Raw genomic sequence first — 24,229 nt, 5'->3', positions numbered from 1 at the left:
TGTCGAGCGGCTGGGGGGCCTTGGGGCTGGTCAGGCTTTGACGACGCGGCAGGCGAAGCACTTATAGGCCTGCTGGCCGGAGAGGTTGTCGTAGTACTGGTCGTCGGGCAGCGTGTTGGCCGGCTCGTAGCGCGGGTCGTCGAAGAGGTCGCCGACCTTCTGCGCGGGACCGAAGGTGTTGGGGACGAACACGGTGTCGGGCCGGATGCCGTCCCACAGCAGAGCAGTCCCTGTTACCGCGCCCCGCGGGCTCTCCACCCGGACGTCGTCGCCGTCGGCGATGCCCGCGCTGTGCGCCGTTGCCGGGTGAATCTGGATGAAGCGGATGCCGTTGAGCTGCTTGCCGGTGGGCGTCCAGTGGGTGATCTCGGCGAAGTGCACCACGCTGGGCCGGCCGGTCATGCCCATCAGCGGGAAGCGTCGGTGGACGTCACCGTTCCCGGCCACACCCAGGCGCACCGGGTGGGTGAGCGCCTGCGGGTTGATCGGGTTGGTGACGAGCTTCTTGCTGTAGGCCACGGTCGGGTGGGCGCCGGTGACCTCAGGGTGGGTGTAGAAGATCGGCAGCGCGGCATGTCCGGTCGCCGACAGGCTCTTCTCCAGCGCGGCGGTGGTGATTTCCACCTTCCCGCTGGGCGTCAGGAAGCGTTTGCCGCGATGCGCCGTGTCCAGGGACTCCGCGGCCTCGTACCAGCTGGGGTGGTCGAGGTAGAGGGTGCTGACCCCGGGATGCTCCGGGGTGGGGCACGGCCAGCGCAGCGGCTCGGTGCGCTCGCGCATGCGCTCGCGGGTCATGCCGCCCGCACCGGGGGTGTGCGTGACGAAGTCGTCCCACAGGTTCTTGTAGTCCATCCACCGCTCGGGGAAAGCGTCACGCCATTCCTTCGCGGGGCGGCGGGTGTCGAGTTCGGCGAGTGCGTGGGCGAGGCCGATCCAGATCTCCCAGTCCGGGCGGGACTGGCCGACGCGGTCGACGACTTGGTCCTGCCAGCGGATGGCGCGGTCGTCGCGGCGCATGTAGACGCCTTCCATCTCCAGTCCGCTGCAGACGGGCAGGATGATGTCGGCGTAGGCGGCCGGCTCCTCCATGAACAGGCCGGTGTAGACGTAGAAGTCGAGCTGTTCGAAGGCCTTGCGGACTTTGTTGGTGTTGGCGGAGGACACCAGCGGGTTGCCTTGGGTGATGACGGCGCGCAGCCGGTAGGGCTGGCCGGTGAGGATGGACTCGGCGAAGTAGTCCGGGCCGACCGGCAGGGCCTCGCGGCGTTCCGGTACGTCTGCCGCAAGCGGCGGCAGGTGCAGGTCGCCGGGCCAGGTGTTGTGCATGAAGTTGCAGCCGCCGCCGGGCCGGCCGATGTTGCCGGTGACCGCGGCGAGGAAGGTGGCCACCCGGTAGGTGTCGAACGCGCCGAGCTGGTGCGAGATGCCGGCGTTGCAGAAGATCGCGGCGGGTGTGGCGCCCGCGTACTCCTCGGCCATGGCCGTGATGGTGGCGGCCGGTACGCCGGTGACGTTCGCGGCCCAGGCGGGCGTGTACTGGTGCTTGGCCAGGTGGGCGCGCAGCTCGTCGAAGCCGGTCACCCAGCGGTCAATGAACGCCTGGTCGTACAGGCCCTCTTCGACGATGTGATGCAGCATGCCCAGCAGCAGGGCGAAGTCGGTGTGGGGTTTGGGCGACACCCACCGGTCCGCGGCGGCTCCGGTCGGGGTCAGTCGGGGGTCGACGACGGTGAGCGTGGCCTTGGTCTTCTTGCGTCCGCGCAGCAGGTAGTCGAAGGTCACCGGGTGGGTCTCGGCCTGGTTGGTGCCCAGGAACAGGTAGTGCCGGGCGGAGCCGAGGTCGTCCTTGCCGGTGGCGCCGTCGGTGCCGTAGCCGTTGGTGAAGTTGCCCAGGCCGAAGGTGGCCGCCAGGGCGTTGGCGCCGGCGTCGTTGCAGACCGGCCCGACGTCGGTGTTGTTGGGGCTGCCCAGCATGGCGAACAGGCGGGCCACCAGGGATCCGGTGCCGCGGGGCATGCGGCCGGTGGTGCGGTTGGCGATGGTGTGCACCTGGCCGGTGTCGCGCAGGTGCAGCAGCTTCCGGGCGATGGTCCGGTAGGCCTCGTCCCAGCTGATCGCCTCGAACCGGGAGTGCGCGGAGCCCTTCTTCCCGCCGACGCGACGCAGCGGCGTGGTGAGGCGGTCTTTGTTGTAGACCAGCTGCGGCATCATCTCGGCCTTGACGCACAGCTGGCCGGCCTGGACGGGGTCGCCGTCCTCGCCGCGGACGGCGAGGATCCGGTCGGCCTTGAGGTCGACGTTGAGGCGGCAGTTGGAGTTGCAGAACTGGCAGGCCGTCGCCACCGTCCGGTCCGGGGTCAGGGCCGCCGACTGGTCGGTGAAATCCGCCCCCGGCACGCTGCCGACGGCGTCGGGGCCGGCTGATTCCGCGGCGCTGGCTGCCACCAACGGCAGCAGGACCGGGGCGCCGAGGCCGGCGCTGCCGACGACGCTGCCCCGGACGAATCCTCTTCGGGAGATCCCGTGCTGGTCGTGCTTCATGCGCGTGAGCGGTCCTTCCACCTGGTGTGGGGACGAGGCAGGCATGGCGGTGCCCTCGGCCGTGCGCGCCGGGCGCACGGCCGTTGTCGCAGATGCAGTGTGTGAGCGGGGCTGCGTCAGCCGGCGTGGTGGGCCGACAGGCTGCTCGCCGAGGTCCGCACCGCCGTCAGGAACGTCTTCAGGATCAGGTGCTCCGCACCCGGGGCGGAGGACAGCTCAGGCTGGAAGAGACTGCCCATGAAGAACGGATGGCCGGTGATCTCCAGCGCCCGCGGCGCGCCGTCGCTGTCCCAGGCGCTGATCTGCAGGGCGCCCTGGCTGGCGGCGCCCATGAAGTCGTCGGTCAGTCCGTAGTCGCAGTGGAAGATCTCATCGACCTGGGTGGTGCCGTAGATCGAGGCGAGCAGCGAGTCCTCTTTGACCCTCAGGGGAGCCTTCTCCCCGCGGAAGGAACACGTCAGGGGGGTGACCAGCGGCATGAGCTTCTCCGGGTCCTCATCCACGCCCTCCGCTTCGGGAAGGTGCAGCACGTTCTGGGCGTGCTCGATGAGGGCGCTGAAGAATCCGCCGCAGGTGCCCAGGAACGGCAGGGCGTTCTCACGGGCATGACGGACAGCGATGTGCACCCCCTTCTGGTTGAAGTAGGGCGCGCCGGGGACCACCCATATACCGTCGAACCCGTCCAGCCGGGAGACGTCGTGGATGTCGACGGTCGGGACCCATTCCGTCGTCACGTCCCACTGCTCACGCATGGCGTCGATCTTGGGATGGGACGGCTCGTCGTGGTTGCCGCGGTCGCCCACCAGGGCAAGGCGAGGCTGAGCAGAGACTGACATCGTTTCCCCTTCAAGGATTACAGGTCAGGCGTGGACACCGTCGCCGCCAAGGACGGTTCCAGCCCCGTAATGCCGCAGCAGACAGTGCGCCGACCGCTCGGCCGCTGCGTTCTGGTGGGTGTGATGCAGTGTCAGGAACCGCGCGCCACACGCGGTCTGAGGGTTGGACGGGGCGTGCGCTGACGCCTACGGCAAGACGGGGCGCGTCGATGAGCCAACCGTCTGCCTGTCGGATCCATACACGTCTTCCAGCCCCCCTGGCACCAAGACGGGACCCTACTCAGCAGGCCCCCGTGCTGCTTCTCGCTCAATTTATCGATATCGGTCGAAGTATTCGAGACCCGCACTTCGGCCGACAGGCATTTTTCGCCAACTACGCCGCCCCCGCCCGCAGACCACTGCCATCGAACCCATTTCCGCAGGTCAAGCGTTCCCTGTGAGCCGCGACGCCCACAACCGGCCGCGTCCGCAGCCTGCGGCGCGCCGCCTCGACATACGAGACGAGCACAGGTCATCGCCGGTCTCGGCAGGTCACGACAGAAGGGGAAACCCGCAGGTAAAGGGTGAAGATCTTGAGGAGATGGCCGGATCGAGCATCCAATGTCGGCCGTTATCAACAGCGTTGACTGTTGATAACAGCCTCTGCTGGTTAGTGTGTGGGCGGCCGGGGACCGGATTTCCCCCTCCGCGGCGGGCAACAGGCCTTCGGCCAGCGTTATTGAGCGGCACTTGGGCGCGCGCGGTCCGCGCCGCCGCCTGCCGCCACACTCCATCTTGTGCGTCGTTGAGGAGATTCTCGTGAACCGCCCTGCCGGACACCCCCGCAGATGGCAGATCCTGGCCATTCTGTGCCTGAGCCTGGTCCTCATCGGGCTTGACACCCTCATCCTCAATCTGGCACTGCCCAGCATCCAGAAGGACCTGGATGCCACAAGCAGCCAGCTGCAGTGGACGGTCGACTCCTACGCGCTGGCCTTCGGCGGGCTGCTGCTGATGGCGGGAGGGCTGTCGGACCGCTTCGGCCGCAAGCGACTGCTGGCCATCGGGCTGGCCGCCTTCGCGGTGACCAGTCTCGGTGCCGCATTCGCCTCCAGCCCCGAACTGCTCATCACCTTCCGTGCCACGATGGGTATTTCGGCGGCGCTGATGATGCCCGCCACCCTGGCCATCATCAAGGACGTCTTCCCGCCCGAGGAGCAGGGCAAGGCGATCGGCATCTGGTCGGGCGCGGCAGCGGTCGGCGTACCGCTCGGCCCTGTCGTCAGCGGCCTGCTGCTGGAGCACTTCTGGTGGGGATCGATGTTCCTCATCAACGTGCCACTGGCGGCAATCGCCCTCATCGGCGGATTCAAGCTCATTCCCGAGTCCAAGGCCGAGGGCCACCCCGGGCTGGATCTCGTCGGCGCCCTGCTGTCGGTGGCCGGCCTGGTCGCCATCGTCTACGGCCTCGTGGAAGCCCCGCACAACGGGTGGGGCGACATCGTGACCCTCGGCTCGCTGTTCGCCGGCGTCGCGCTCATGGTCGGCTTCATCCTGTGGGAGCGGCACACCGAACACCCCATGCTGGAAGTCGGCCTCTTCCTCAACGCCCGCTACGGCGGCGGCACGCTGGCCATCGCCTGCACCTCCTTCGGCCTCTACAGCGGCCTGTACCTGCTCACCCAGTACCTGCAGTCGGTCCTCGAACTGGACCCGCTGGGCGCCGGTCTGCGGATGCTGGCGATCGGCACCATGATGGTCGGCGCTCCTCTGTCACCCAAGCTCGTCGAACGCACCGGCCTCAAGGCCACCGTGGTCATCGGCCTGGTCCTGTGCGCGGCCGGACTCGGCGTGCTCGCCGGGCTCCAGGTCGACGACGAGGCGCAGGCACTGTGGGGCCTTGCCGTGTTCGGCCTGGGCATGGGCATCGCGCTTCCCGCAGCCGTCGACGCCATCCTGGCCGTGTCCAACGCCCGCCAGGCCGGTGCGGGCTCCGCGGTCGCGGATGTGGGTATGCAGGTCGGTGGTGCGCTGGGCATCGCGGTCAGCGGCAGCGTCATCGCCACCCTCTACCGCAACGACCTTCCCCAGGTCGCGCAGGTACCCGGCGAGGCCGGGGATGCTGTGCGCGAGTCGCTGGCGGGCGCTTCCGCGGTTGCCCAACAGATGGGCGGGGCAGCCGGCGAGCGAGTGCTGTCCGCCGCGCAGGCCTCCTTCGTCCACGGCTTCAGCGGCACCCTGATGGTTGCTGTCGCCGTCGCGGTCGTCGGCGCGGTTGCCTCCGCATTCATCCTGCCCCGCGGGCAGACGGTGGAAAAGGACGGCGCCGTCGCCGCCGATCTGCCCACGCAGCCTGAGGCCGGCGCCCGGACCGGCTCGTAGTCGGGCATGGCCGCCATGCGTAGGATCGAACGCGCAGTGCACCCCGCCCCGATCGCCACCCACGTGGCGAGGACCGACCCGGGCGACGGGCATGAAGGTGACAAGGCGGTAGTGATGGCCCGGCCGACAAAGCTGAGGGTCGCGGTCAGCGATCCCGGCCAGTGGCTCAGTGAGCGGGAGCGGGCGCAGGTACTTGCTCCGAAACTGCGTGCGCTGGCCGATGAGACCCGCCTGACGCTGATCCTGTTGATCGCGCAACGCCCGCGCACCGTGAAGGAGTTGCAGGAAGCCACCGGACTGAGCCAGACCCTGGTCAGCCATCACCTGGCACCGCTGCGTGAACAGGAGCTGGTGGAGGCCGTCCCACAGGGCCGCAGCAACCAGTACGTGATGTGCTGTGCGGCGCTGGCCGAACCGCTGCGCATGTTCGCCAGTCTGGCGGCCATGGACCCGGAGACCGTGGCGGCCTGCCTGCAGCCCTCCGCCTCTGTGGCCGCTGCCGACGGCTGACGGCCCGTGCACATTCTGAGGCAGCCTGCCTCCGCCGATGGGCGGAGGCAGGCTGTTTTTTCATGCAGGTCAGCTGCCCTGCAGGTTCTGCTGGAACCGGTCACGGATGCCCTCGGGAGTGAGTGCGTTGGTGGCGCGCGGCGGGATGGCCCCGGTACGCGGCAGGGTGCGCACGCTGATCAGGTGCGGTCCCGAGGCCGCCTTGGCCGCCAACACCGCGTCGCGCAGGCCCTCTTCGCTGTCGCAGTCCACCGCGCTTCGGTAGCCGGCCGCGAGTGCCGCTGCGGGGAATGAGGTGCTGGCGGAGGTGGTGGACTGGCCGCCGGTGGACTCGTGGATCTGGTTGTCGAGCACCACGTGGATGAAGTTGGCGGGCGCCTCGTGTCCGATCATCGACAGGGCGCCGAGGTGCATCAGCGCGGCACCGTCACCGTCCAGGACGACGACGGTCCGCTCCGGGTGGGACAGGGCGACGCCCAGGCCGAGGGAGGAGGCGTGTCCCATGGAGCCCTGCATGTAGAAGTTGCCGGGCCGGTCGGCGACGGCGAAGACGTCACGGCCGGTGTAGCCGGTGGTGGCGATGACGGACGCGTCGGGGCAGATGTCGGTCACCACGCGGATAGCGGTGCTGCTGGACAGGCCCGTGGGTACGGCGGCCTCCTGCGCGGCCGCCTTGCCGATGGCACCGCGCTCCACCAGGACGAAGGGGGCCCGCAGGTCGGCCAGGTCTTTGTCCGCGGTGTCGAGTATCTCGGTGAACCGTTCGGTACCGTCCTGGGCGTGCAGCGTGTAGTGCGGGGTGTTGACGCTGTCGAGGAGGCGGTGGGTGGCCGGTCCCATGACGGCGTGCTGGGGTTCGTCGGTGGCCGGGTCGGGCCAGCCGCGGAGGCTGGCGAAGGTGAGGATGGGCAGCTGATAGGTCATCACCAGCGAGGTCAGCGGGTTGATGAGGTTGCCCAGGCCGGAGTTTTGCAGCATGACGTAGGCGCGCTGCCCGCCCAGGGCGGCTCCGGCCGCGACCGCCAGGGCGTTGCCCTCGTTGGGTGCGGGTACGTAGCGGCCCGGCTGGGTGCTGAGGTAGGCGATGGGCCCGCCGAAGTGGGAGCAGGGCACACCGCTGGCGGTGGTGAACCCGCGGTCGGCGAGGATGTCGCAGAACTCTTTGGCGGAGATCATGAACGGGGCAGCTCCGTTTCCGTGGCGGGTGTCGTGGAGGCAGGGGCTGTGGTGGTCGGGGTCTGGCGGCTGCGGCGGCGCATCTTGATGCCCTCGATGATGATCGGGATACCGGACACCAGGACGATGCCGATGACCATGCCTTCGATGTTGTCGCGGACGAAGGCGATCTGGCCGAGGTAGTAGCCGACCAGGGTGAGGCTGACGGACCACAGGACGGCACCGATGACGTTGAACAGGAAGAACGTCCGGTAGGTCATGCGGCCCACGCCGGCGGTGATGGGGATGAAGGTGCGGAACACGGGGATGAAGCGGGCCATTACGAGGGCCTTGGGGCCGTGCTTGAGCATGAAGCCCTGCGCGCGTTCGGCGTTTTCCTGCTTGAAGAAGCGGGAGTTGGGCCGCCTGAACAGTGCCGGGCCTACCTTGCGGCCGAAGGCGTAGCCGAACTGGTCGCCCAGGACGGCGGCGACGGCGATGGCGAGCATGAGCAGCCACAGCGGCTGGTGCAGGATCTGGTCGTTGGCGACCAGCAGGCCTGCGGTGAACAGCAGGGAGTCGCCGGGCAGGAAGAAGCAGACGATCAGGCCCGACTCCGCGAAGACGGTGGCCATGATGCCCAGCAGGCCGAAGGTGGAGATGAGTTGTTCGGCGTCGAGTAAGGGTGATGAGGCGAGGTTCAGCATGGCCGGGTGTCCCTGGATGGTGAGGCGGGAAAGGGAAGGGCCGGGAGCCGGTCCGTAGGGGACCGGCTCCCGGGTGCGGGCTACTGGGCCCAGTGGGGGCGGTGGTCGATGCGTACGACGGCGCAGGTGATGGAGACTCCGCCGCCATGGGCGACGATGAGGACGTGGTCGCCGGGCCCGACCTGGCTGGTGGCGACGAGGTGGTCGAGGCCGACGATCTGGTCGTTGACGGTCAGGTGGCCGAGGTTGCGGCCGAAGTCGAGCAGCCCCTGGTCGGGCGAGAGGCCCATGGGGTCGAGGATGACCTTCAGGTAGCTTTCCTGGCCGGTGAACACGTGGGCGACGCGCGTGACGTCGGCCGGTTCGAGTCCGGCTTCGGCCAGGGTGCGCAGGGCTATCTCGGTACGCAACTCGCCCTGGCGGCGCACGACTTCGGCGACGGTTTCTTCCAGTCCGCCGGTGGCGGCCAGGCGTTCCTTGAAGTCCATGCTGCGGCCCACCGTCAGGGACGGCGGGAAGAGCGGCTCGGCGCCCCTGTACTGGGCTTCGACCTCGGCGGTGGAGCCGGTGTTGATGGACAGCAGGCTGGCGAAGCCGTCGGTCTTGGACAGCAGGACGGCGCTGCCGGCGTCGCCGAGCACGCCGTTTTGGATGCCGAAGGCCCACCGGTTGAAGTTCGGGGTGCCGACGTTGTCGGCACCGGTGAGCAGGGCGGTGGTGCGCTCGGGGACGGCCTGGAGGTAGCAGGCGGCCAGTTCCAGCGAGCCGATCAGACCGCTGCAGGCCTGCCAGACGCGGAAGGAGGGCACGTCGCGGTCGGTGATGTGGCGCAGGATGTAGTGCTGCGGCGACCAGCCCTCGGGGCCCTGTTCGTGGCCGCAGGCGTGGATGTGCAGGTCGATGTCGTGCGGGTGCGCCTGGGAGCGTTCCATGGCCTGGCGGGCGGCGGCGACAGCCATGTCGGGTGCGGGCATGTCGTCGGCGACGGCGGCGCCGGTCCAGCCGTACCACTCGTAGTCGTCGGCGTCGTACAGGCCGAGTGCGACGGCTTTTTGTGCGTCGACGATGTCGGGGATGTAGGTGCCAAGGCCGGCGATGCGGATGTCGGTGGTCTTCACGGGTAGCTCGATCCTCGTTGGTCGCTCGGTCAGGCCGGGGCGTTGGCGGAGTTGAGTTCGGCGGTCAGGGCCTGCACGACCGTGGTGACCGTGCCGTCCTTCAGCAGCTGCACCATCGGCAACTTCACCCGGTACTCCCGCTCGATCCGGTTGCGCAGCTCCACCGCCATCAGCGAATCCATACCGAGCCGGTTCAACGGCCGACTCACATTGACCCGCTCCGGACGCAGCCCCATCACGACAGCCACCTGCTCCTTCACGAACGCCAGCACCTCTTCGCCGGCTGCGTTCGGCGGTGTGCCGTCGGCATCCGGCTGCTCGGGCTGGAGTTCGGGGTCTTGCGGTTCGACGGTCTTTCGCGCTCGGGGCTGAGCCACGGCAGGAGCGGGTGTGGCGGGAGCTGCTGGCGCGGGCGTGACATCGGGCTGCGCATTCGGGGTGCTGGTGGAGGTGAGTTCGGCGGTCAGGGCCTGCACGACCGTGGTGACCGTGCCGTCCTTCAGCAGCTGCACCATCGGCAACTTCACCCGGTACTCCCGCTCGATCCGGTTGCGCAGCTCCACCGCCATCAGCGAATCCATACCGAGCCGGTTCAACGGCCGACTCACATTGACCCGCTCCGGACGCAGCCCCATCACCACGGCCACCTGCTCCTTCACGAACGCCAGCACCTCGGTGCTCGGCGCACCGGACGCAGCCGACGGCGCGGGTGCGGCCGGCGGTGCGACCGGTGCCGGGGCGGCGGCTCGTGGTGTGGCCGTCGGGGCCGTGAGGGTGGGCGGCTCCTGGCTCAGGTCCGGTTCTTCGGCTGCGGCGGGAGCGGGTGCCACGCTGGCCGGGGCCAGGGTGGGCTGGGCCGGATGGCCGGGCGCGGTGAGGTGCTGCAGCAGGGGCGCGGTGGCGGCGGCCGGGTAGGCCTGCGCCCAGGCGGGCCAGTCGGCGCGCAGGACCGCGGTGTGCAGGCGGCCTTCGCTCAGGATGTCTCCGAGCACGGCGAGTCCTGCTTCGGGACTGAAGGAGGACATGCCCTGGGGCAACAGGGTCCGTTCTTCTTGCTGTTCCTTGCGGGCGACCATGCCGACGCTGTCCCAGAAGCCCCAGTTGATGACGGTCGCCGGTCGGCCCTGGGCGTGCCGGTGGTGGGCCAGGGCGTCGAGGAAGGCATTGCCGGCTGCGTAGCCGCCGAGCATGGGCGAGCTGAGGAGAGCTGATCCGGAGGAGAAGAGGACGAACGCGTCCACCTCTTGGTCGTGCAGGAGGCGGTGCAGATTCCAGGCTCCGGAGACCTTGGCGGCCAGGACCGTGTCGAGGTCGCCAGGGCTCATGTCGCTGAGCGGGGTGTAGTCGATGACGCCAGCCGCGTGGAAGACACCGCGCAGGGGCGGCAGACCCTGTCGGCGGCGGCCGGTCAGCAGTTGCCGCATGGCCTGGTGGTCGGCGACATCGACGGCCGCGTACTGGACACTGACGCCGCGTTCGGCGAGTTCCTCAAGGACGGCGAGGGCCGCAGCCTGAGGATGGTCGTCGGGCAGCCGCGTCCCGGCGGCGGCCAGCGGGCTGCGGCCGGTGAGCAGGAGGTGGCGTGCTCCTTGGTCGGCCAGCCACAGGGACAGCCGGCCGCCGATGCCGCCTGCTCCCCCGGTCACCAGATAGGTGCCCTCCCCCTGAATGGCGACGGCCGGGGTACGGGCCGGCTCCGGTTCTCCTGGGGCGGTGCTGTGGCTGAACGACAGGACGATCTTGCCGGTGTGGCGGGACTGAGCCATGAGCCGGAAAGCCTCGGCTGCGTTCTCGGCCGGGAACTCCGTGTGCGGCAGCGGCTGCAGATCGCCTCGGTCGACCAGCGAGGCCGCGGCTCGCAGGATGCGTCCGGCTCGCTCGGGCGCGTTCTGGATCATATGGACGACGTCGACGGCGTGGAAGGACAGGTTGCGGGCGAAGGGGCCCAGGGCCAGGGGGTTGTCGTCGAGGATGTCCCGCTTGCTCAGTTCGAGGTAGTGCCCGTAGGGCGCCATCAGGGAGAGATTGGCCGGGATGGCTTCTCCCGCCAGCGTGTTGAGGACGACGTCGAATCCGTCCTCTCCCCGGGCGGGACGGAAGGTGTCGGCGAAGTCCAGACTGCGGGAGTCGGCGACGCGGTCCACGCCGAGCCTGGCCAGCAGTTCCCGCTTGGCGTCGCTTCCGGCGGTGGCGTAGATCCGGGCGCCCTTCCAGCGGGCGACGTTCAGCGCGGCCAGCCCGGTGCCGCCCGTGGCGGAGTGGATGAGGATCTTGTCGCCGCGGTCGATTCGGGCGAGGTCGTGCAGTGCGTGGTACGCGGTGAGATAGGACGCGGGCAGGGTCGCGGCCTCGGCCGAGGTCAGTCGGGCCGGCTTGGGTGCGGTCAGGCAGGCACGCGTGATGGCTTCGTTGGCGAGGGCGCCTTCGGCGAAGGCGATGACCTCGTCGCCGACGGCGACGTCACTGACCTGGCTGCCGGTCTCGGTGACGGTGCCGGCGCACTCCCAGCCGAGCGTCGGCGGCTGGTCGTCCTGCCCCGGGTACATGCCCAGGCTCAGCAGCACATCGCGGTAGTTGACCCCGGCGTGGGCGACCTGGATACGGACGTCGTCGGGTCCGAGGTGGCGGTGCGGGGCGGCCTGGAGCTGGAGGTCGTCCAAAACGCCGGGGGCGGGCAGGGACAGGTTCTGCGGTGTGCCGGAGGCGGCTGGTGCGGGCCGCAGCCGGGCGGCAAAGCGCTGGCCGTCACGCAGCGCCGTCTGGTCTTCCGCGTCGGGCTGGAGCAGGAGGTTGGCCAGGGCGGGGATGCTGGCCGGGGAGCGGTCGAGGTCGACCAGCCGGGGGGTGAGGGCGGGTGATTCCGCGGCGAGGGTGCGGCCCAGGCCCCACAGCGGTGCCTGGAAGGGGTTGCGTACCGCGTCTCGGGGGCTGGTGGCCTGCGCGAGCTGGGTGATCAGCCAGAGCGGCGGGTGGCCGAGGGGATGCTTGTCCAGCGCCCGTATCAGGTGCAGGACGCTGTGCCCGGCCAGGAGTTGGGTGCGGCCCATCTCGGTGGCGGTGGCGTCGAGTCCAGCTTGGGCGTCCAGCGCCCACAGGTGGATGACGCCGCGGCAGGTGCCTTCGCGGGCGATGTCGGCCAGGGTGTCGTTGTAGTGGCCGGGGTTGGCGGGGTCGATGCGGTAGCGCTCCCCTGCGCCGGCCATGCGGCCCGCTGCGGCGGTGACGGCGACCACGCGCTCGCCGCGGCCGGTCAGTTCACGGATGAGGGCGCGGCCGGTGGGGCCGCTGTCGGTCAGGACGAGCCAGAAGCCGTTCAGCTGCTCGTCGCCGGCCGGGGCGCGGTGCGGGGCGGCTTCCCAGGTGAGGGAGTGCAGCCAGGATTCCTGCCCGCCGGTGGTTGCCGGCGCGCGCGGTGCGGTGGCGGTCACGGTGGTGTCCTCGCGGTGCGGTGTCAGCGGGGCGGGTGCGTGGCCGGCCAGGTACTGCAGGCGCAGGCCGCGCATCTGGGCCAGCAGCCGGCCGTCGTCGCCGCGGATGTCGATGTCGGCGCTGAAGGAGTCCTCGCGGGTGGCGGGCAGGAGGCGGGCGTGGCTGTACATGGAGGTGGTCGGCTTCTCGAAGAAGCGGACTTCGTCGATGCCGCCGAGGACGAAGACTCCTTCCTCACCGGGCACGGTCAACGGGCGGGCAGCGGCCATGGAGTGGCCGCTGGCGTCCAGCAGGGCCGGATGGAAATGGTGCTGCACCAGGGTGTCGAGGAGGGCGGTCGGGCAGGACAGGTGGGCGAGGACCTCGCCGTCGGTGCGCCACAGTTCGTCGACGCCCTGGAAGGCGCCGTTCCACTGGTTGCCGCGCTCGGCGTTCCAGGAGTAGAAGTCGGCGGCGTCCTGATGCTCGACGCACCGGGAGCGGATGGCCTCCAGCGAGACGGCGGGGGCTGCCGCCTCGGCGGCGAGGGGTCGGGCGGTGGCTTCGGTGTGCAGCAGCCACTCCGCAGCGTCGGTGTCGGCGTCCTGGCTGTAGATGGAGCAGTGCAGGCTGCCGTCGGCGTGCGTGGCGGTGACGCGTACCTGGGGCGGGGGTGCGGAATCGTCCAGGAACAGTGCCCGGTGGTAGCGGACGTCGGCCACCGACAGAGCGTCGTCGCCCAGCATGTTCCGGGCCGCTGCGGCGACGAGCTCCAGGTGGGCGGTGCCCGGCAGGATGATCGAGTCCTGGATACGGTGATCTTGCAGGTAGGCGTTGCGCTGAAGGTCCAGGGGGCCCTGCCAGATCCGGGTCGTTCCCTCGGTGGCGATCTCCGTGCCCAGCAGCGGGTGTGCCGGGGCAGGGGTGGCGGTTGCTGCGGGTACGGGAGTGGCGGTGGCCTCGGGGGCGGGACTGATCCAGTGCCGGGTGCGCTGCCACGGGTAGGACGGCAGGGGTACGAAACGGCCGGGTCCGGTCACGGCGTCGAAGTCGAGGGGCACGCCCGTGGTGTGCAGGGCTGCGGCGAAGGTGAGCAGGCAGGCGCGTTCGTCGTCCTGGCGGCGGAAACTTCCGACGGCCGTGACCTCCTGGCCGTCCGCGCGTCCGGTCTCACGGATGCCGTTGACCAGCAGGGGGTGGGGGCTGACTTCGATGAACACGGTGTCGCCGAGGGCGAGTTGGCCTCGGACGGCGCCGACGAAGTCGACGGGCTGGCGGATGTTGCGCACCCAGTAGTCGGCGTCCATGGCCGAGCCGTCGATGACGTCGTTGAGCAAGGTGGAGTGCAGCGGGATGCTGCCGGCCTTCGGGGTCAGGTGTGCCAGTTCCGCCAGCAGGTCCTCGCGCAGGGCGTCCATCTGCGGGCAGTGGGAGGCGAAGTCGACGTTGACCGGCCGGTTGGTGATCTCGCGGGCGTCCAGGTCGGCCAGCACCTTGGCGAGGGCGTCTCCGTCGCCGGACAGCAGGGTGGAGGTGGGGCTGTTGATCGCGGCCACCGCGACCTGGTCCTCGTATCCGGCCAGCGCGCGGGCGGCTTCCTCGGCGGGCAGCGCGACCCACGCCATGGTGCCGCGTCCGGCGAGCCGCTTGGCGAGACGGCTGCGGCGGCAGATGACGGAGGCGGCGTCCGCCAGGCTGAGGGATCCGGCGATGTAGGCGGCGGCGGACTCGCCCATGCTGTGGCCGATGACGACGTCGGGTTCCACGCCCCAGGAGCGCCACAGCTGGGCCAGCGCGATCTCCATGGCCCACAGGGTGGGCTGGATGACGTCCAGTTCCTTGAACCGCTCCTCATCGCCGGTGCGCAGCAGGTCGATGACCGACCATCCGGTCTCGGTCTGGATGGCCGTGTCGCACTCGCGCATGGCCTCGGCGAACACCGGCTCGGTGTCGAGGAGTTGGCGGCCCATGCCGACCCACTGGGAACCCTGCCCGGGAAAGACGAACGCGATCCTGGGAGGCGTGCTGGGGTCGGTGTAGTCGCTGAAGGACAGGCCTGGTTCGTCTTCTCCTTCGGCGAAGGCGCGCAGGACGGCCGCGGCTTCGGCGTGGTCGTCGACGGGGACGGCCAGGCGGGCATCGTGAAGAGTGCGGCGCAAGGCCGCGGAGTGGCAGATGTCGCGCAGGCTGTCGGTGGCCCCGGCACCGGTGAGGTGGTCGGCCATGCGGCGGGCGGTGTCGATGAGGGCTTCGGGGCTCAAGCCGGACAGGGTCAGCAGCTCGGTGCGTGCCGTCGGCGCCTCAGGCTGGGCTTCGGCCTGGGGGGCGGGGGCGGCTTCGAGGACCAGGTGAGCGTTGGTGCCGGAGAAGCCGAAGCTGCTGACGCCGGCCACGTTCGGCCGGCCGCGGTCGGGCAGCGCGGTGGCCTGGGTGGGGATGTGCAGGGGCAGTTCGTCCCAGGCCACGGCCGGGTTGGGGTTTTTCAGGTGCAGGTTGGGCGGCACCTGACCCTGTTCGAGGCACAGCACGGCCTTGATGAGTCCGGCGATGCCGGCTGCGGCCTCGGCGTGACCGATGTTGGTCTTGATGGAGCCGACCAGGCAGCGGTCGTCCTTCGCGCGGGGACCGATCACCTCGGCGAGGGCCTGCAGTTCCACGGGGTCGCCGACGCTGGTGCCGGTGCCGTGGGCCTCGATGTAGTCGACGTCGGCGGGGTCGATGCCGGCGTTGGCGTAGGCGCGTTCGAGGACGTCGCGCTGGCCCTCGACGGCGGGGGTGACAAGGTAGCCGCTGCTCTGGCCGTCGTTGCCGATGGCGGAGCCGCGCAGGACAGCGCGGATGCGGTCGCCGTCGGCGAGGGCCGCCTTCAGCGGCTTGAGGATGACGGCGCCGATTCCGTCGCTGCGCACGAAGCCGTCGCCCGAGGCGTCGCCGAATTTGCAGCGGCCGTCGCTCGCGAGCATGCCCGCGCCGGAGTAGACGACGCCCTCTTCCGGCAGCAGGACGATGTTCACGCCACCGGCGATGGCCAGCTGGCACTCCCCCAGGCGCAGCGCCTGGACGGCATTGTGTACGGCGACCAGGGCGGAGGAGCAGGCGGTGTCGACGGTGAAGCTGGGCCCGCGCAGGTCGAAGGCGTAGGAGAGACGGCCGGAGGTGATGGCGCGGGAGGCCGCACCCGTCATGGCGTACAGGTCGAGCCGGTCGCGCTGGTCGTACTGCAGGTGCCAGTAATCGCCGCCGAGTTGGCCGATGAACACGCCGGCGCCGGTGCCGGCCAGGCGGGCGGCGGGCTGGCCGGCGTCTTCCAGTGCCTCGTAGGCGGTTTCCAGCAGCAGCCGCTGCTGGGGGTCCATGCGGTCGGCCTCGCGGGGCGATATCCCGAAGAACTCGGTGTCGAAGGCGTCGATGTCGCGCAGCAGGCCGCCCCACCGGCTGACGGTGCGTCCGGGCGTGCGGGGCGCGGGGTCGTAGACGGCGTCGATGTCGTAGCGCTCGGGCGGGATTTCGGTGATGGCGTCGCGGCCCTCGATCAGCATGGTCCACAGCTCTTGCGGGCTGGTGGCGTCGGCGAACCTGCCGGCCATGCCGATGATGGCGATCGGTTCGCTCGCAACGGCTGCGGGAGGTGTGGGGTCGTGGGGCATGGGTGTCCTTCCGGGCATGGCGAAGCCGTTCACTGGTACGCAGCACGTGGGGACCCATTGCGTGCACGCGGCGAGCGGGCAGCAGTGCCGGCTCGGTGGCGGGCATGCACGCGGGTGGTGTTTCGAGGGTGAAGGGAGGATCGGCCCCGTCTCGAAGGACGGCGGCACGACGCATGGCGAGTGCGTCGTGCGGTTCACGGGCCGTGGCAGCTTGTCGGCAAAGCCGCCGTTCCCCCAACGTCGTCGCGGCACAGGGCTATTGCCCTCTGCCTAACGCCCCCGCTGTTTCGACATGTGTCGAGATTGGCTTGTGGAGGGGTACTTCGCAACGCGCATCAAAGTGACGCTCGTCACACAGCGTAGATCCCTGGCTTTAGGTTGACATTCATCGAATCAGGAAAGATCCTGGAGACTTGATTCGTCACTTGTCTATATAGGCGGTCGTGAAGTGTCCGCCGCCGCGGCGGCTGCGGCGAGCCACCGACCTGCCGCGCAGAGACCCCCGACAGGAGTCGATCCCTTTGAGTGAACAGACCACGCCGGCGGACATAGTCCGCCCCGAGATGGACAGCGCACCCAGCGCCTGCTGCGCCGCCATCGCCGACCTGCGCCTCAGAGCCGCACAGGCCGCAGCCCTGCGGGACCAGCAGACCACCCCCAGCACAGAGGGCATCGCACCCTCGTCCGCTCCCGTCGGCGGCGCCTGATGCCGCCGACCTTCTTACCCCCACCGTCTGAAAGGACACGACACCGTGGTTGACCACAGCCCCGAGCAGCTTCCTGTCGCCGTGATCGGAGCCGGCCCGATCGGCCTGGCAGCCGCCGCACACCTGGCCGAACGCGGCGTCCCCTTCACCGTCCTGGAAGCCGGCGATACACCGGCAGCGGCGGTACGGGCCTGGTCCCACGTGCATCTGTTCAGCCCCTGGGAGTACAACACCGATCCCGCCGCACGCCGGCTGCTGGCCGAAGCCGGGTGGCAGGAACCGGAAGCCTCGGAACTGCCCACCGGCGGAGACCTCGTCAAGCAGTACCTGCAGCCGCTGGCCGAACTGCCCGCTCTGGCCCCGCACATCCGCTACGGCGCCGCCGTCACCGCCCTCAGCCGCCTGGGCATCGACCGGCTGCGCACCGCCGGCCGCGAGGACGCCCCCTTCGTCGTCCGCTTCGGCGACGGCGAGGAACTGCTGGCCCGCGCCGTCATCGACGCCTCCGGCACCTGGCTCCAGCCCAACTACGTGGGCGCCAACGGACTGCCCGCGCACGGTGAGCGCGAAGCAGCCGCCTGGATCACCCACGGGCTGCCCGACGTGTTCGGCGCGGACCGCGATCAGCACGCCGGACGCCACACCGTCGTCGTCGGCGCCGGGCACTCGGCCGCCAACACGCTGCTGGCCCTGGCCGAGCTGGCCGACAGTGCACCCGGCACCACCATCACCTGGGCCATCCGCGGCGCCGACCCGGCCGCCTCGTTCGGCGGCGGCAGCGACGACGAGCTGCCCGCGCGCGGAGCCCTCGGCTCGGGACTGAAGATGCTGGTGGACACCGGCCGCGTCACCCTCGCGGCGAACTTCCGCACCCACAGCGTCCGCCACCTGGGCGACGACCCCGCCCACGACCAGGTCGAGCTGATCTCGCGCGGCCCGGACGGCAGCGAGCAGACCGTCACGGCCGACCGGATCGTCGCCGCCACCGGCTTCCGCCCGGACTTCAGCATCAGCGACGAACTGCGCCTGGAACTGGACCCGATCATGTCCGCGCCCCGGGCGCTGGCCTCGCTGATCGACCCCAACCAGCACTCCTGCGGCACCGTCACCCCGCACGGCTACCGCGAACTGGCCCATCCCGAGCCCGGCTACTTCGCCGTCGGCATGAAGAGCTACGGCCGCGCGCCCACCTTCCTCATGCTCACCGGCTACGAGCAGGTGCGTTCCATCGCCGCGGCCCTGGCAGGCGACCTTGAGGCCGCCCAGTCGGTGGAGTTGCAGCTGCCGGAGACGGGGGTGTGCTCGGTGACGGCCGGCGGCGAGAACCTCGCGCTGCGCCTGGGACTGAGCAAGGAGCAGCACGAGCAGCTGCTGCACGTCACCGCCAAGCACCTGGGAACCTCCTCCAGCGCCGCGGAGGCGGTCCTGTCGGCGGCCACCGAACTCGGCATCGACCACACCGCGGCACTGCAACTGGCGGCCTACGCCGCCGACCAGTTCGACGCGCCCGGCGCCACCGGCTGCTGACCACACACAAAGGGGCCGCCTCCTTACCTCGCGCGAGGTAAGGAGGCGGCCCCCTTGTTCCGTCAGGAGACGCGGTGCACCTTGTGCTGGGCGGCCTGAGCCCGCGGGCGCACTACCAGCAGGTCGACGTTGACGTGCGGCGGCCGGGTCACCGCCCAACTCACCACGTCGGCGATGTCGTCGGCGACCAGCGGGCCGGGAACGCCCGCATAGACGGCGTCGGCCTTCTCACTGCTGCCTCGGTAGCGGTTGAGGGAGAACTCCTCGGTCTGCACCATGCCCGGTGCGATCTCGATGACCCGCAGCGGCTGTCCGCTCGCCTCCAGACGAAGCGTCTGCGCCAGCACATGAGCCCCGTGCTTGGCCGCGCTGTACCCGCCCCCACCCTCGTAGCAGGTAAAGGAAGCGGTGGACGACAGCACGACGACCACACCGTCGCCGCTCGCCACCAGCAGCGGCATGAGCGACTGGGTCATGTGCAGCGCGCCGATCACGTTCACCTCGTACATGCGCTGCCAGTCGGCCGGATCGGCCTGGGCGATCTCTTCGGTCCCGTACGCGCCGCCCGCGATGTTGACCAGTACGTCGCAGGCCCCGAGTTGCCGGGCGAAGGCGGTCACGGCCTCGCGGTCGGTCACGTCCAGCGGGTACACCCGCGCCGTCCCGCCATCGGCGTTGACCTGCTTGGCGACCGCCTCCAGACGATCGGCCCGCCGCGCCGTGAGCACCACCGTGTAGCCCTGACGGGCGAGTTCCCTCGCGGTGGCCGCACCGATGCCGCTGCTCGCTCCGGTGATCACCGCTGTACGCGACTGAGTGGGTATTGCCATCAACCGGTCCCCCACAACCCCTACTTAGATGATTATCTAAACAGTCGATCTTGGCATCTCGGTAAACGAGTGTCAACATAGACACATGTCGAAGCTTCAGGAGACGGTGGCCGTGCTCCCGGCCCAGCCGTGCTGCCCTGCCCTCACTGAGCGCGAGCTGACGGTGGAAGAGGCCGAGCTCACTGCCGCCATGTTCAAGGCCCTGGGTGACCCGGTCCGGCTGCGCCTGTTCTCCAAGGTGGCCTCCCATCCGGACAACGAGGCGTGCGTGTGCGATATCGCCGATGTGGGCGTCTCGCAGCCGACGGTCTCCCACCACCTGAAGAAGCTCAAAGAAGCCGGACTGCTCACCTCCGAGCGGCGCGGGACGTGGGTCTACTACCGCGTCGAGCCGTCCGTGCTCGCCGCCATGGGCCACCTGCTGACACCCACACCCCACTCCGCCAAGGTGGCCTGACCCGTCACACCCCGCCACTCAGGCAAGACAGCCTGACCTTCGGCCACCATGAATGGTCCGCGAGATACCCGGTCGGGGAGGACCAGGCGGGGCCGTCGTCGGCGACATGCTCGCCGTCGCGCTACGGCGCCGCGACGCCAACGAGTCCGTCACCTCGATCGCACGGCTCCTCGGCGTCGGCCGCTCCACCCGTTACCGGACGCTGACCGCGTACGACGAAGCCTCCGCCACCACCGACACCCTCAGCACTCGATGACGCTCCGTCGAACGTCGCAGGGATAGATCATCAGGGACCCAACTCGGCCTGCGTCAGCTCCCACAGCCGGCTCGCGCTGACCAGGGCTGCATCAAACGTCTCCGTCCACCCACCAGTCGGCATCTGTTCGGCCTGGAGGAAGGATGACAGCCCCTCACTTCGAAGAACACCGATCACCGCCTGCTCGATCTTGTAGGCGGCTTCCCCAGTCTCGAAAGGCAGGGTGTCCACGACTGTCCAGCCCATGCCACAGAACCGGGCTACCCGGTCTTCGCGGGTTTTCAATCCAGTGATGCCAATCTTCACCGCGCCGTGCGAAAGGTGTTTCAGCACGTAGAGCCTTGCTGGAGCCCCCGGGTTCAGGCCGTACCTCGCGCAGTGCGAGCAGCACGCTCCACGGGTGCGCACGTTGTTGAGGTTGGGCCGAGAAATCTTTCCGCAGCGGTCACACAACGATTCCCACCGGGATCGAATGTTGGTGAACGGTTCCAGGGGCTTGAAGCCGGCCGCCTCCATGTCGCGCACGGCTTCTTCCGGATCCCCAGGTCCATAGCGCTTGCAAAACCGGCAGCCGCCGTCCCGACCGGTCACGTTGTCATAGCGCGGAGAAACCAGGTGATCAGCGGCCGTACACAGTGACAGCCAGGGCTTCCCCGTGCCAGGAAAGTCCAGCAGAGCGCGGAAGCCGTGTTCGAACATCACTGCTGCGGCTGCGGCGGGGTCGACCGGCGTGTTCGGCGCGCAGTGCCGGCAGGCACCCTGCCCGCTCTTCACGTTGTTGCGGTTCGGGTAGATGATCTTCTTGCACCTGTTGCACTGGCACTTCCAACGCGCACGGGCGTGGCCCGGATATGGCTCCTGAGGTTCTGCATCACCGTCCCGTCTCATGTCCGCTACTGCCACGTCGTTCGGGATGGACGCCATGCCCGGTCTCCCCTTCGCATGCATGGAAGTGTCCCGGGATGCTTGCATCCGCCTCTGACAATGAGTCGATGAAGGCAGGGAGACGGCACTCAAGCCACTGTCACATCGGGTGTCGTCAACCCTGGCACTCTGATTTTCGCCCGACAACAGTGCCGGCGCAGAGTTCCTGTCAGTAGCTGCTGGCGGCCGGGCAGCATCCGCAGGCTATGGAACACGTTGTCGTTGAAGCGGTCGATGATCGACGTGGACACGGCCGCGGCGATCGGCAAGCAAGGCGCCCGGCCAGCCGCCGCGATCGACGGCGGCATGCTCGCCGTCGCCCTCCGCTGCCCCGACACGAAGGAAGTCAGCCACCGACCGTCGCCCGGCACCTCGGCGTCGGCCGCTCCGCCCCCCCTACCGCCCCCTCGCCGCGCACATCGAAGCCAACGTCCGGTGGTCTCCGTGGAGGGCAGGCGACCTTGGTCCCATCGACTCTCAGCCGCGTAGGAGTTCGGCGATTTCTCTGGCAGCATCGCGAGCCGGGCGGCCGACGCCGATGAGGGTGGCGGAGGCGGGGCCGGTCCAGTCGCCGTAGCCGAGGAGGTGCAGGCGTGGTTCGGCGGTGGCGCGGGTGCCGGTGGTGGAGATGTGGCCGCGCACGCCTCGGAGTTGGAGCGGTGCCAGGTGGGAGAGCGCCGGGCGGAAGCCGGTGCACCAGATGACCGTGTCGGCCTCGGCACGGGAGCCGTCGGCCCATTCCACACCGCCGGGGACGAGCCGGGTGAACATCGGCGCGGTTTTCAGCAGCCCGCTGTCCCGGGCCGCTCGTACGGGTTTGACCGCGACAATGTCACCGAGTGAGGCGACACCACCGGTGTCCGAGTGCCCCTGGTCGAGGGCACGTCGGCGGGCGGTGGCCGCGTCGAACAGCGCCCGTCCGTCGATGTCGTCGGCCAGGTAGCGCGGCCGGCGTTGGGTGACCCAGGTCAGCTCGGTGTCGTACGCGAGGTCCGCCGCGATCTGGGCTCCGGAGTTGCCGCCCCCGACCACGATGACGCGCTGGCCTGCGAAGTCCTGCGGTGTGCGGTACTCGACGGTGTGCAGTTGCTCGCCGCCGAAGTCTCCCCGTCCGGGGACGGCGGGCAGGAAGGGCCGCCACCAGGTGCCGGTCGCGCTGATCACCGCCCGGGTCCGCCACGTTCCGGAGTCGGTCTCCACGCGCAGGAGTTCGCCGTCCCCGTACACGCCGGTGACCCGAACCGGTCGCTGGACGGGCAGGTCGTAGCGTTTCTCGTAGTCGCGCAGGTACGACACCACGTGCCCGGCATCCGGATACTCCTCGCCCTGCTGGGCGGGCATGAGCCGGCCCGGGAGAGAAGAAAAGCCCGCTGGGGAGAAGAGGTGGAGGGAGTCCCAGGTGTGCTGCCAGGCTCCGCCCGGCGTGGACTGGGCGTCGAGGATGACGAAGTCCAGGCCGAGGCGGCGCAGGTGGTAGGCAGCGGCGAGTCCGGACTGGCCGCCGCCGACGATCACCACCTGGGTGTGCTGGTCGCTCATCACGAGGTGGGGACGGCGTGGGCGGTCTGTGGGAAGCACGCCGCGTGGGCGCGGTGGGCTGTGGCGTGGGTGCTGCACAGCAGCCGGCGCACCGGTGGTTCGGTGGCCACCGGGCGGGAGATCGGCTTCGTGCAGGTCAGTAACTGTTCGGAGAGCTCGCGGTGGGCGGGGCAGACGGCGGCTCCGCACTGGGCGCAGACGCCGATGGCGGTGACCTGCGGCCCGATGCCGGAGCAGTTCAGACAGTGCATCAGTTCTCCTGCGACGCGGCCGTCAGCTGTCGGTCGGCGCCGAACTTCCGCCGCCAGGCCAGGGAGACGTAGACCAGTGCGACCAGGACCGGGACTTCGATGAGCGGGCCGACGACACCGGACAGTGCCTGGCCGGAAGTGACGCCGAAGGTGGCGATGGCGACCGCGATGGCCAGCTCGAAGTTGTTGCCGGCCGCGGTGAAAGCGAGGGTCGCCGTGCGGTCGTAGGCCAGGCCGATGGCCTTGCCGAGGGCGAAGGTGCCGAACCACATGACCGCGAAGTACACGAGCAGTGGCAGCGCGATGCGGGCGACGTCGAGTGGCTGGGAGGTGATCGTCTTGCCCTGCAGGGCGAAGAGGATGACGATCGTGAAGAGTAGGCCGTATAGGGCCCAGGGGCCGATCTTCGGGAGGAAGTTGGACTCGTACCTCTCCTGTCCCATCTTCTTCTCGCCGATGCGCCGGGTCAGGAACCCGGCCAGCAGCGGGACACCGAGGAAGATGACCACGTTCAGGGCGATCTTCCACATCGAGATGTCGAGGTGCTCACCGTCACCCAGGCCGAGCCAGCCGGGCAGCAGGTCGAGGTAGAACCAGCCGAGCAGGCCGAACGCCAGCACCTGGAAGACGGAGTTGAGGGCCACGAGTACGGCGGCGGCTTCGCGGTCGCCGCAGGCGAGGTCGTTCCAGATGATGACCATGGCGATGCAGCGGGCGAGGCCGACGATGATCAGGCCGGTGCGGTACTCGGGCAGGTCCGGCAGGAAGATCCAGGCCAGCGCGAACATGATCGCGGGGCCGAGGATCCAGTTGATGACCAGCGACGACACCATGAGCTTTTTGTCGCCGGTGACTGCGTCGAGTTTGTCGTAGCGGACCTTGGCCAGGACCGGATACATCATGATCAGCAGGCCGATGGCGATGGGCAGAGAGATGCCGCCGATCTCGACCTTGGCCAGGGTGTCGTTCAGGCCGGGGATGAGCCTGCCGAGGCCCAGGCCGACGGCCATGGCGGCGAGGATCCATACGGCGAGGAAGCGGTCGAGCGTCGACAGTTTCGCGACGACCGAGGAATCCTCGGTGGTGGTCGCGGGTGCTTCGATGGGGGTCACGGGCAGGCCCTCTTGTTGTCGGCGGCGGTGCGTGCGGACTCGGCCAGGTCGGCGAACCGGCCGGCGAGTTGGGCGATGACGTCGGGGCGCAGCTTGTAGTAGGTGTACCGGCCGCACGGCTCCGTCTCTACGACCCCGGCCTCGCGCAGGACTCTCAAATGGTTGGAGAGGTTGGTCTGCTTCGCACCGGTCTCCTCGATCAGGTGCGTGGAGCAGAGCGTCTCCCGGGCGAGCAGGGTGACGATCTGGAGGCGGAGCGGGTCGGAGAGAACCCGCATCAGATCAGTGTCGACTGACGTCAGCATGGACTGATACTCTCACATCACTCCGAGCTGATACCAGC

Annotated in this window: 18 protein-coding genes; 6 read left to right on the top strand and 12 right to left on the bottom strand. The window is 69.4% G+C overall.

Annotated elements, in window-relative coordinates:
• Positions 1–30: 30 nt before the first annotated feature.
• Both ACWDR4_RS15805 and ACWDR4_RS15800 read right to left on the bottom strand, forming a co-directional pair.
• A complete protein-coding gene (locus ACWDR4_RS15805) occupies positions 31–2,541 on the bottom strand; it encodes a molybdopterin-containing oxidoreductase family protein (RefSeq protein WP_450408829.1) in 2,511 nt (836 codons plus the stop codon).
• Positions 2,542–2,657: 116 nt separating this feature from the next.
• Complete coding sequence (locus tag ACWDR4_RS15800) at positions 2,658–3,377, bottom strand: glutamine amidotransferase-related protein (RefSeq protein ID WP_450408827.1); 720 nt, start codon at positions 3,375–3,377, stop codon at positions 2,658–2,660.
• A gap of 798 nt (positions 3,378–4,175) precedes the next feature.
• Here ACWDR4_RS15800 and ACWDR4_RS15795 point away from each other — a divergent pair.
• Positions 4,176–5,738, top strand: a complete 1,563-nt coding sequence (locus ACWDR4_RS15795; RefSeq protein WP_450408825.1) for an MFS transporter — start codon at positions 4,176–4,178, stop codon at positions 5,736–5,738.
• A 6-nt stretch (positions 5,739–5,744) separates the two neighbouring features.
• Positions 5,745–6,248 carry an ArsR/SmtB family transcription factor gene (locus ACWDR4_RS15790; RefSeq protein ID WP_450408824.1) on the top strand — a complete coding sequence of 168 codons (504 nt, stop codon included), beginning with the start codon at positions 5,745–5,747 and terminating at the stop codon, positions 6,246–6,248.
• A 69-nt stretch (positions 6,249–6,317) separates the two neighbouring features.
• Here ACWDR4_RS15790 and aepY read toward each other — a convergent pair whose 3' ends face one another.
• The 4 genes from aepY to ACWDR4_RS15770 form a co-directional block, all read right to left on the bottom strand.
• The gene (aepY, locus tag ACWDR4_RS15785) at positions 6,318–7,424 is read right to left on the bottom strand and encodes a phosphonopyruvate decarboxylase (protein ID WP_450408822.1); all 1,107 of its coding nucleotides are present in this window, start codon (positions 7,422–7,424) and stop codon (positions 6,318–6,320) included.
• Positions 7,421–8,110 (bottom strand): DedA family protein, encoded by a 690-nt coding sequence (locus ACWDR4_RS15780; RefSeq protein WP_450408821.1) that lies wholly within the window; start codon positions 8,108–8,110, stop codon positions 7,421–7,423. The genes aepY and ACWDR4_RS15780 overlap by 4 nt, the downstream gene beginning before the upstream one ends.
• Positions 8,111–8,190: 80 nt before the next feature.
• Complete coding sequence (locus ACWDR4_RS15775; RefSeq protein WP_398407660.1) at positions 8,191–9,228, bottom strand: ketoacyl-ACP synthase III family protein; 1,038 nt, start codon at positions 9,226–9,228, stop codon at positions 8,191–8,193.
• 29 nt (positions 9,229–9,257) lie between these two features.
• Complete coding sequence (locus ACWDR4_RS15770; RefSeq protein ID WP_450408820.1) at positions 9,258–16,283, bottom strand: SDR family NAD(P)-dependent oxidoreductase; 7,026 nt, start codon at positions 16,281–16,283, stop codon at positions 9,258–9,260.
• A 521-nt stretch (positions 16,284–16,804) separates the two neighbouring features.
• On the opposite strand from ACWDR4_RS15770, the gene ACWDR4_RS15765 reads away from it, so the two are divergent.
• Together ACWDR4_RS15765 and ACWDR4_RS15760 are read left to right on the top strand one after the other, a co-directional pair.
• Positions 16,805–16,990 (top strand): hypothetical protein, encoded by a 186-nt coding sequence (locus ACWDR4_RS15765; RefSeq protein ID WP_450408818.1) that lies wholly within the window; start codon positions 16,805–16,807, stop codon positions 16,988–16,990.
• A 45-nt stretch (positions 16,991–17,035) separates the two neighbouring features.
• Positions 17,036–18,517: an FAD-dependent oxidoreductase gene (locus ACWDR4_RS15760; protein ID WP_450408817.1), complete on the top strand. Its 1,482-nt coding sequence runs from the start codon at positions 17,036–17,038 to the stop codon at positions 18,515–18,517.
• A 62-nt stretch (positions 18,518–18,579) separates the two neighbouring features.
• Here the strand turns inward: ACWDR4_RS15760 and ACWDR4_RS15755 are convergent, their stop codons facing one another.
• On the bottom strand, positions 18,580–19,347 hold the full coding sequence (locus ACWDR4_RS15755; protein ID WP_450408815.1) for an SDR family oxidoreductase: 768 nt from the start codon (positions 19,345–19,347) through the stop codon (positions 18,580–18,582).
• A gap of 85 nt (positions 19,348–19,432) precedes the next feature.
• Between ACWDR4_RS15755 and ACWDR4_RS15750 the strand changes: the two genes are divergently transcribed.
• Positions 19,433–19,804 carry an ArsR/SmtB family transcription factor gene (locus ACWDR4_RS15750; protein WP_450408813.1) on the top strand — a complete coding sequence of 124 codons (372 nt, stop codon included), beginning with the start codon at positions 19,433–19,435 and terminating at the stop codon, positions 19,802–19,804.
• 106 nt (positions 19,805–19,910) lie between these two features.
• A complete protein-coding gene (locus ACWDR4_RS15745; protein ID WP_450408811.1) occupies positions 19,911–20,060 on the top strand; it encodes a hypothetical protein in 150 nt (49 codons plus the stop codon).
• Between the two features lie 30 nt (positions 20,061–20,090).
• On the opposite strand, the gene ACWDR4_RS15740 is transcribed toward ACWDR4_RS15745, so the two are convergent.
• The 5 genes from ACWDR4_RS15740 to ACWDR4_RS15720 all read right to left on the bottom strand — a co-directional run bounded on the left by ACWDR4_RS15740 (position 20,091) and on the right by ACWDR4_RS15720 (position 24,191).
• Positions 20,091–20,984, bottom strand: a complete 894-nt coding sequence (locus ACWDR4_RS15740) for a hypothetical protein (RefSeq protein ID WP_450408809.1) — start codon at positions 20,982–20,984, stop codon at positions 20,091–20,093.
• A gap of 477 nt (positions 20,985–21,461) precedes the next feature.
• Positions 21,462–22,523 (bottom strand): ArsO family NAD(P)H-dependent flavin-containing monooxygenase, encoded by a 1,062-nt coding sequence (locus ACWDR4_RS15735; RefSeq protein WP_450408807.1) that lies wholly within the window; start codon positions 22,521–22,523, stop codon positions 21,462–21,464.
• Positions 22,523–22,774, bottom strand: coding sequence for a DUF2180 family protein (locus ACWDR4_RS15730; protein ID WP_450408806.1), 252 nt, complete (start codon positions 22,772–22,774; stop codon positions 22,523–22,525). The genes ACWDR4_RS15735 and ACWDR4_RS15730 overlap by 1 nt, the downstream gene beginning before the upstream one ends.
• A complete protein-coding gene (arsB, locus tag ACWDR4_RS15725) occupies positions 22,774–23,886 on the bottom strand; it encodes an ACR3 family arsenite efflux transporter (RefSeq protein ID WP_450408804.1) in 1,113 nt (370 codons plus the stop codon). Before arsB ends, ACWDR4_RS15730 begins: the two co-directional genes overlap by 1 nt.
• On the bottom strand, positions 23,883–24,191 hold the full coding sequence (locus ACWDR4_RS15720) for an ArsR/SmtB family transcription factor (RefSeq protein ID WP_450408803.1): 309 nt from the start codon (positions 24,189–24,191) through the stop codon (positions 23,883–23,885). Before ACWDR4_RS15720 ends, arsB begins: the two co-directional genes overlap by 4 nt.
• Positions 24,192–24,229: the final 38 nt, after the last annotated feature.

Source organism: Streptomyces sp. NPDC000878, assembly GCF_053599695.1.
Note: the sequence above shows the minus strand (reverse complement) of the source record. Positions and strands in the feature narration are given on the sequence as shown.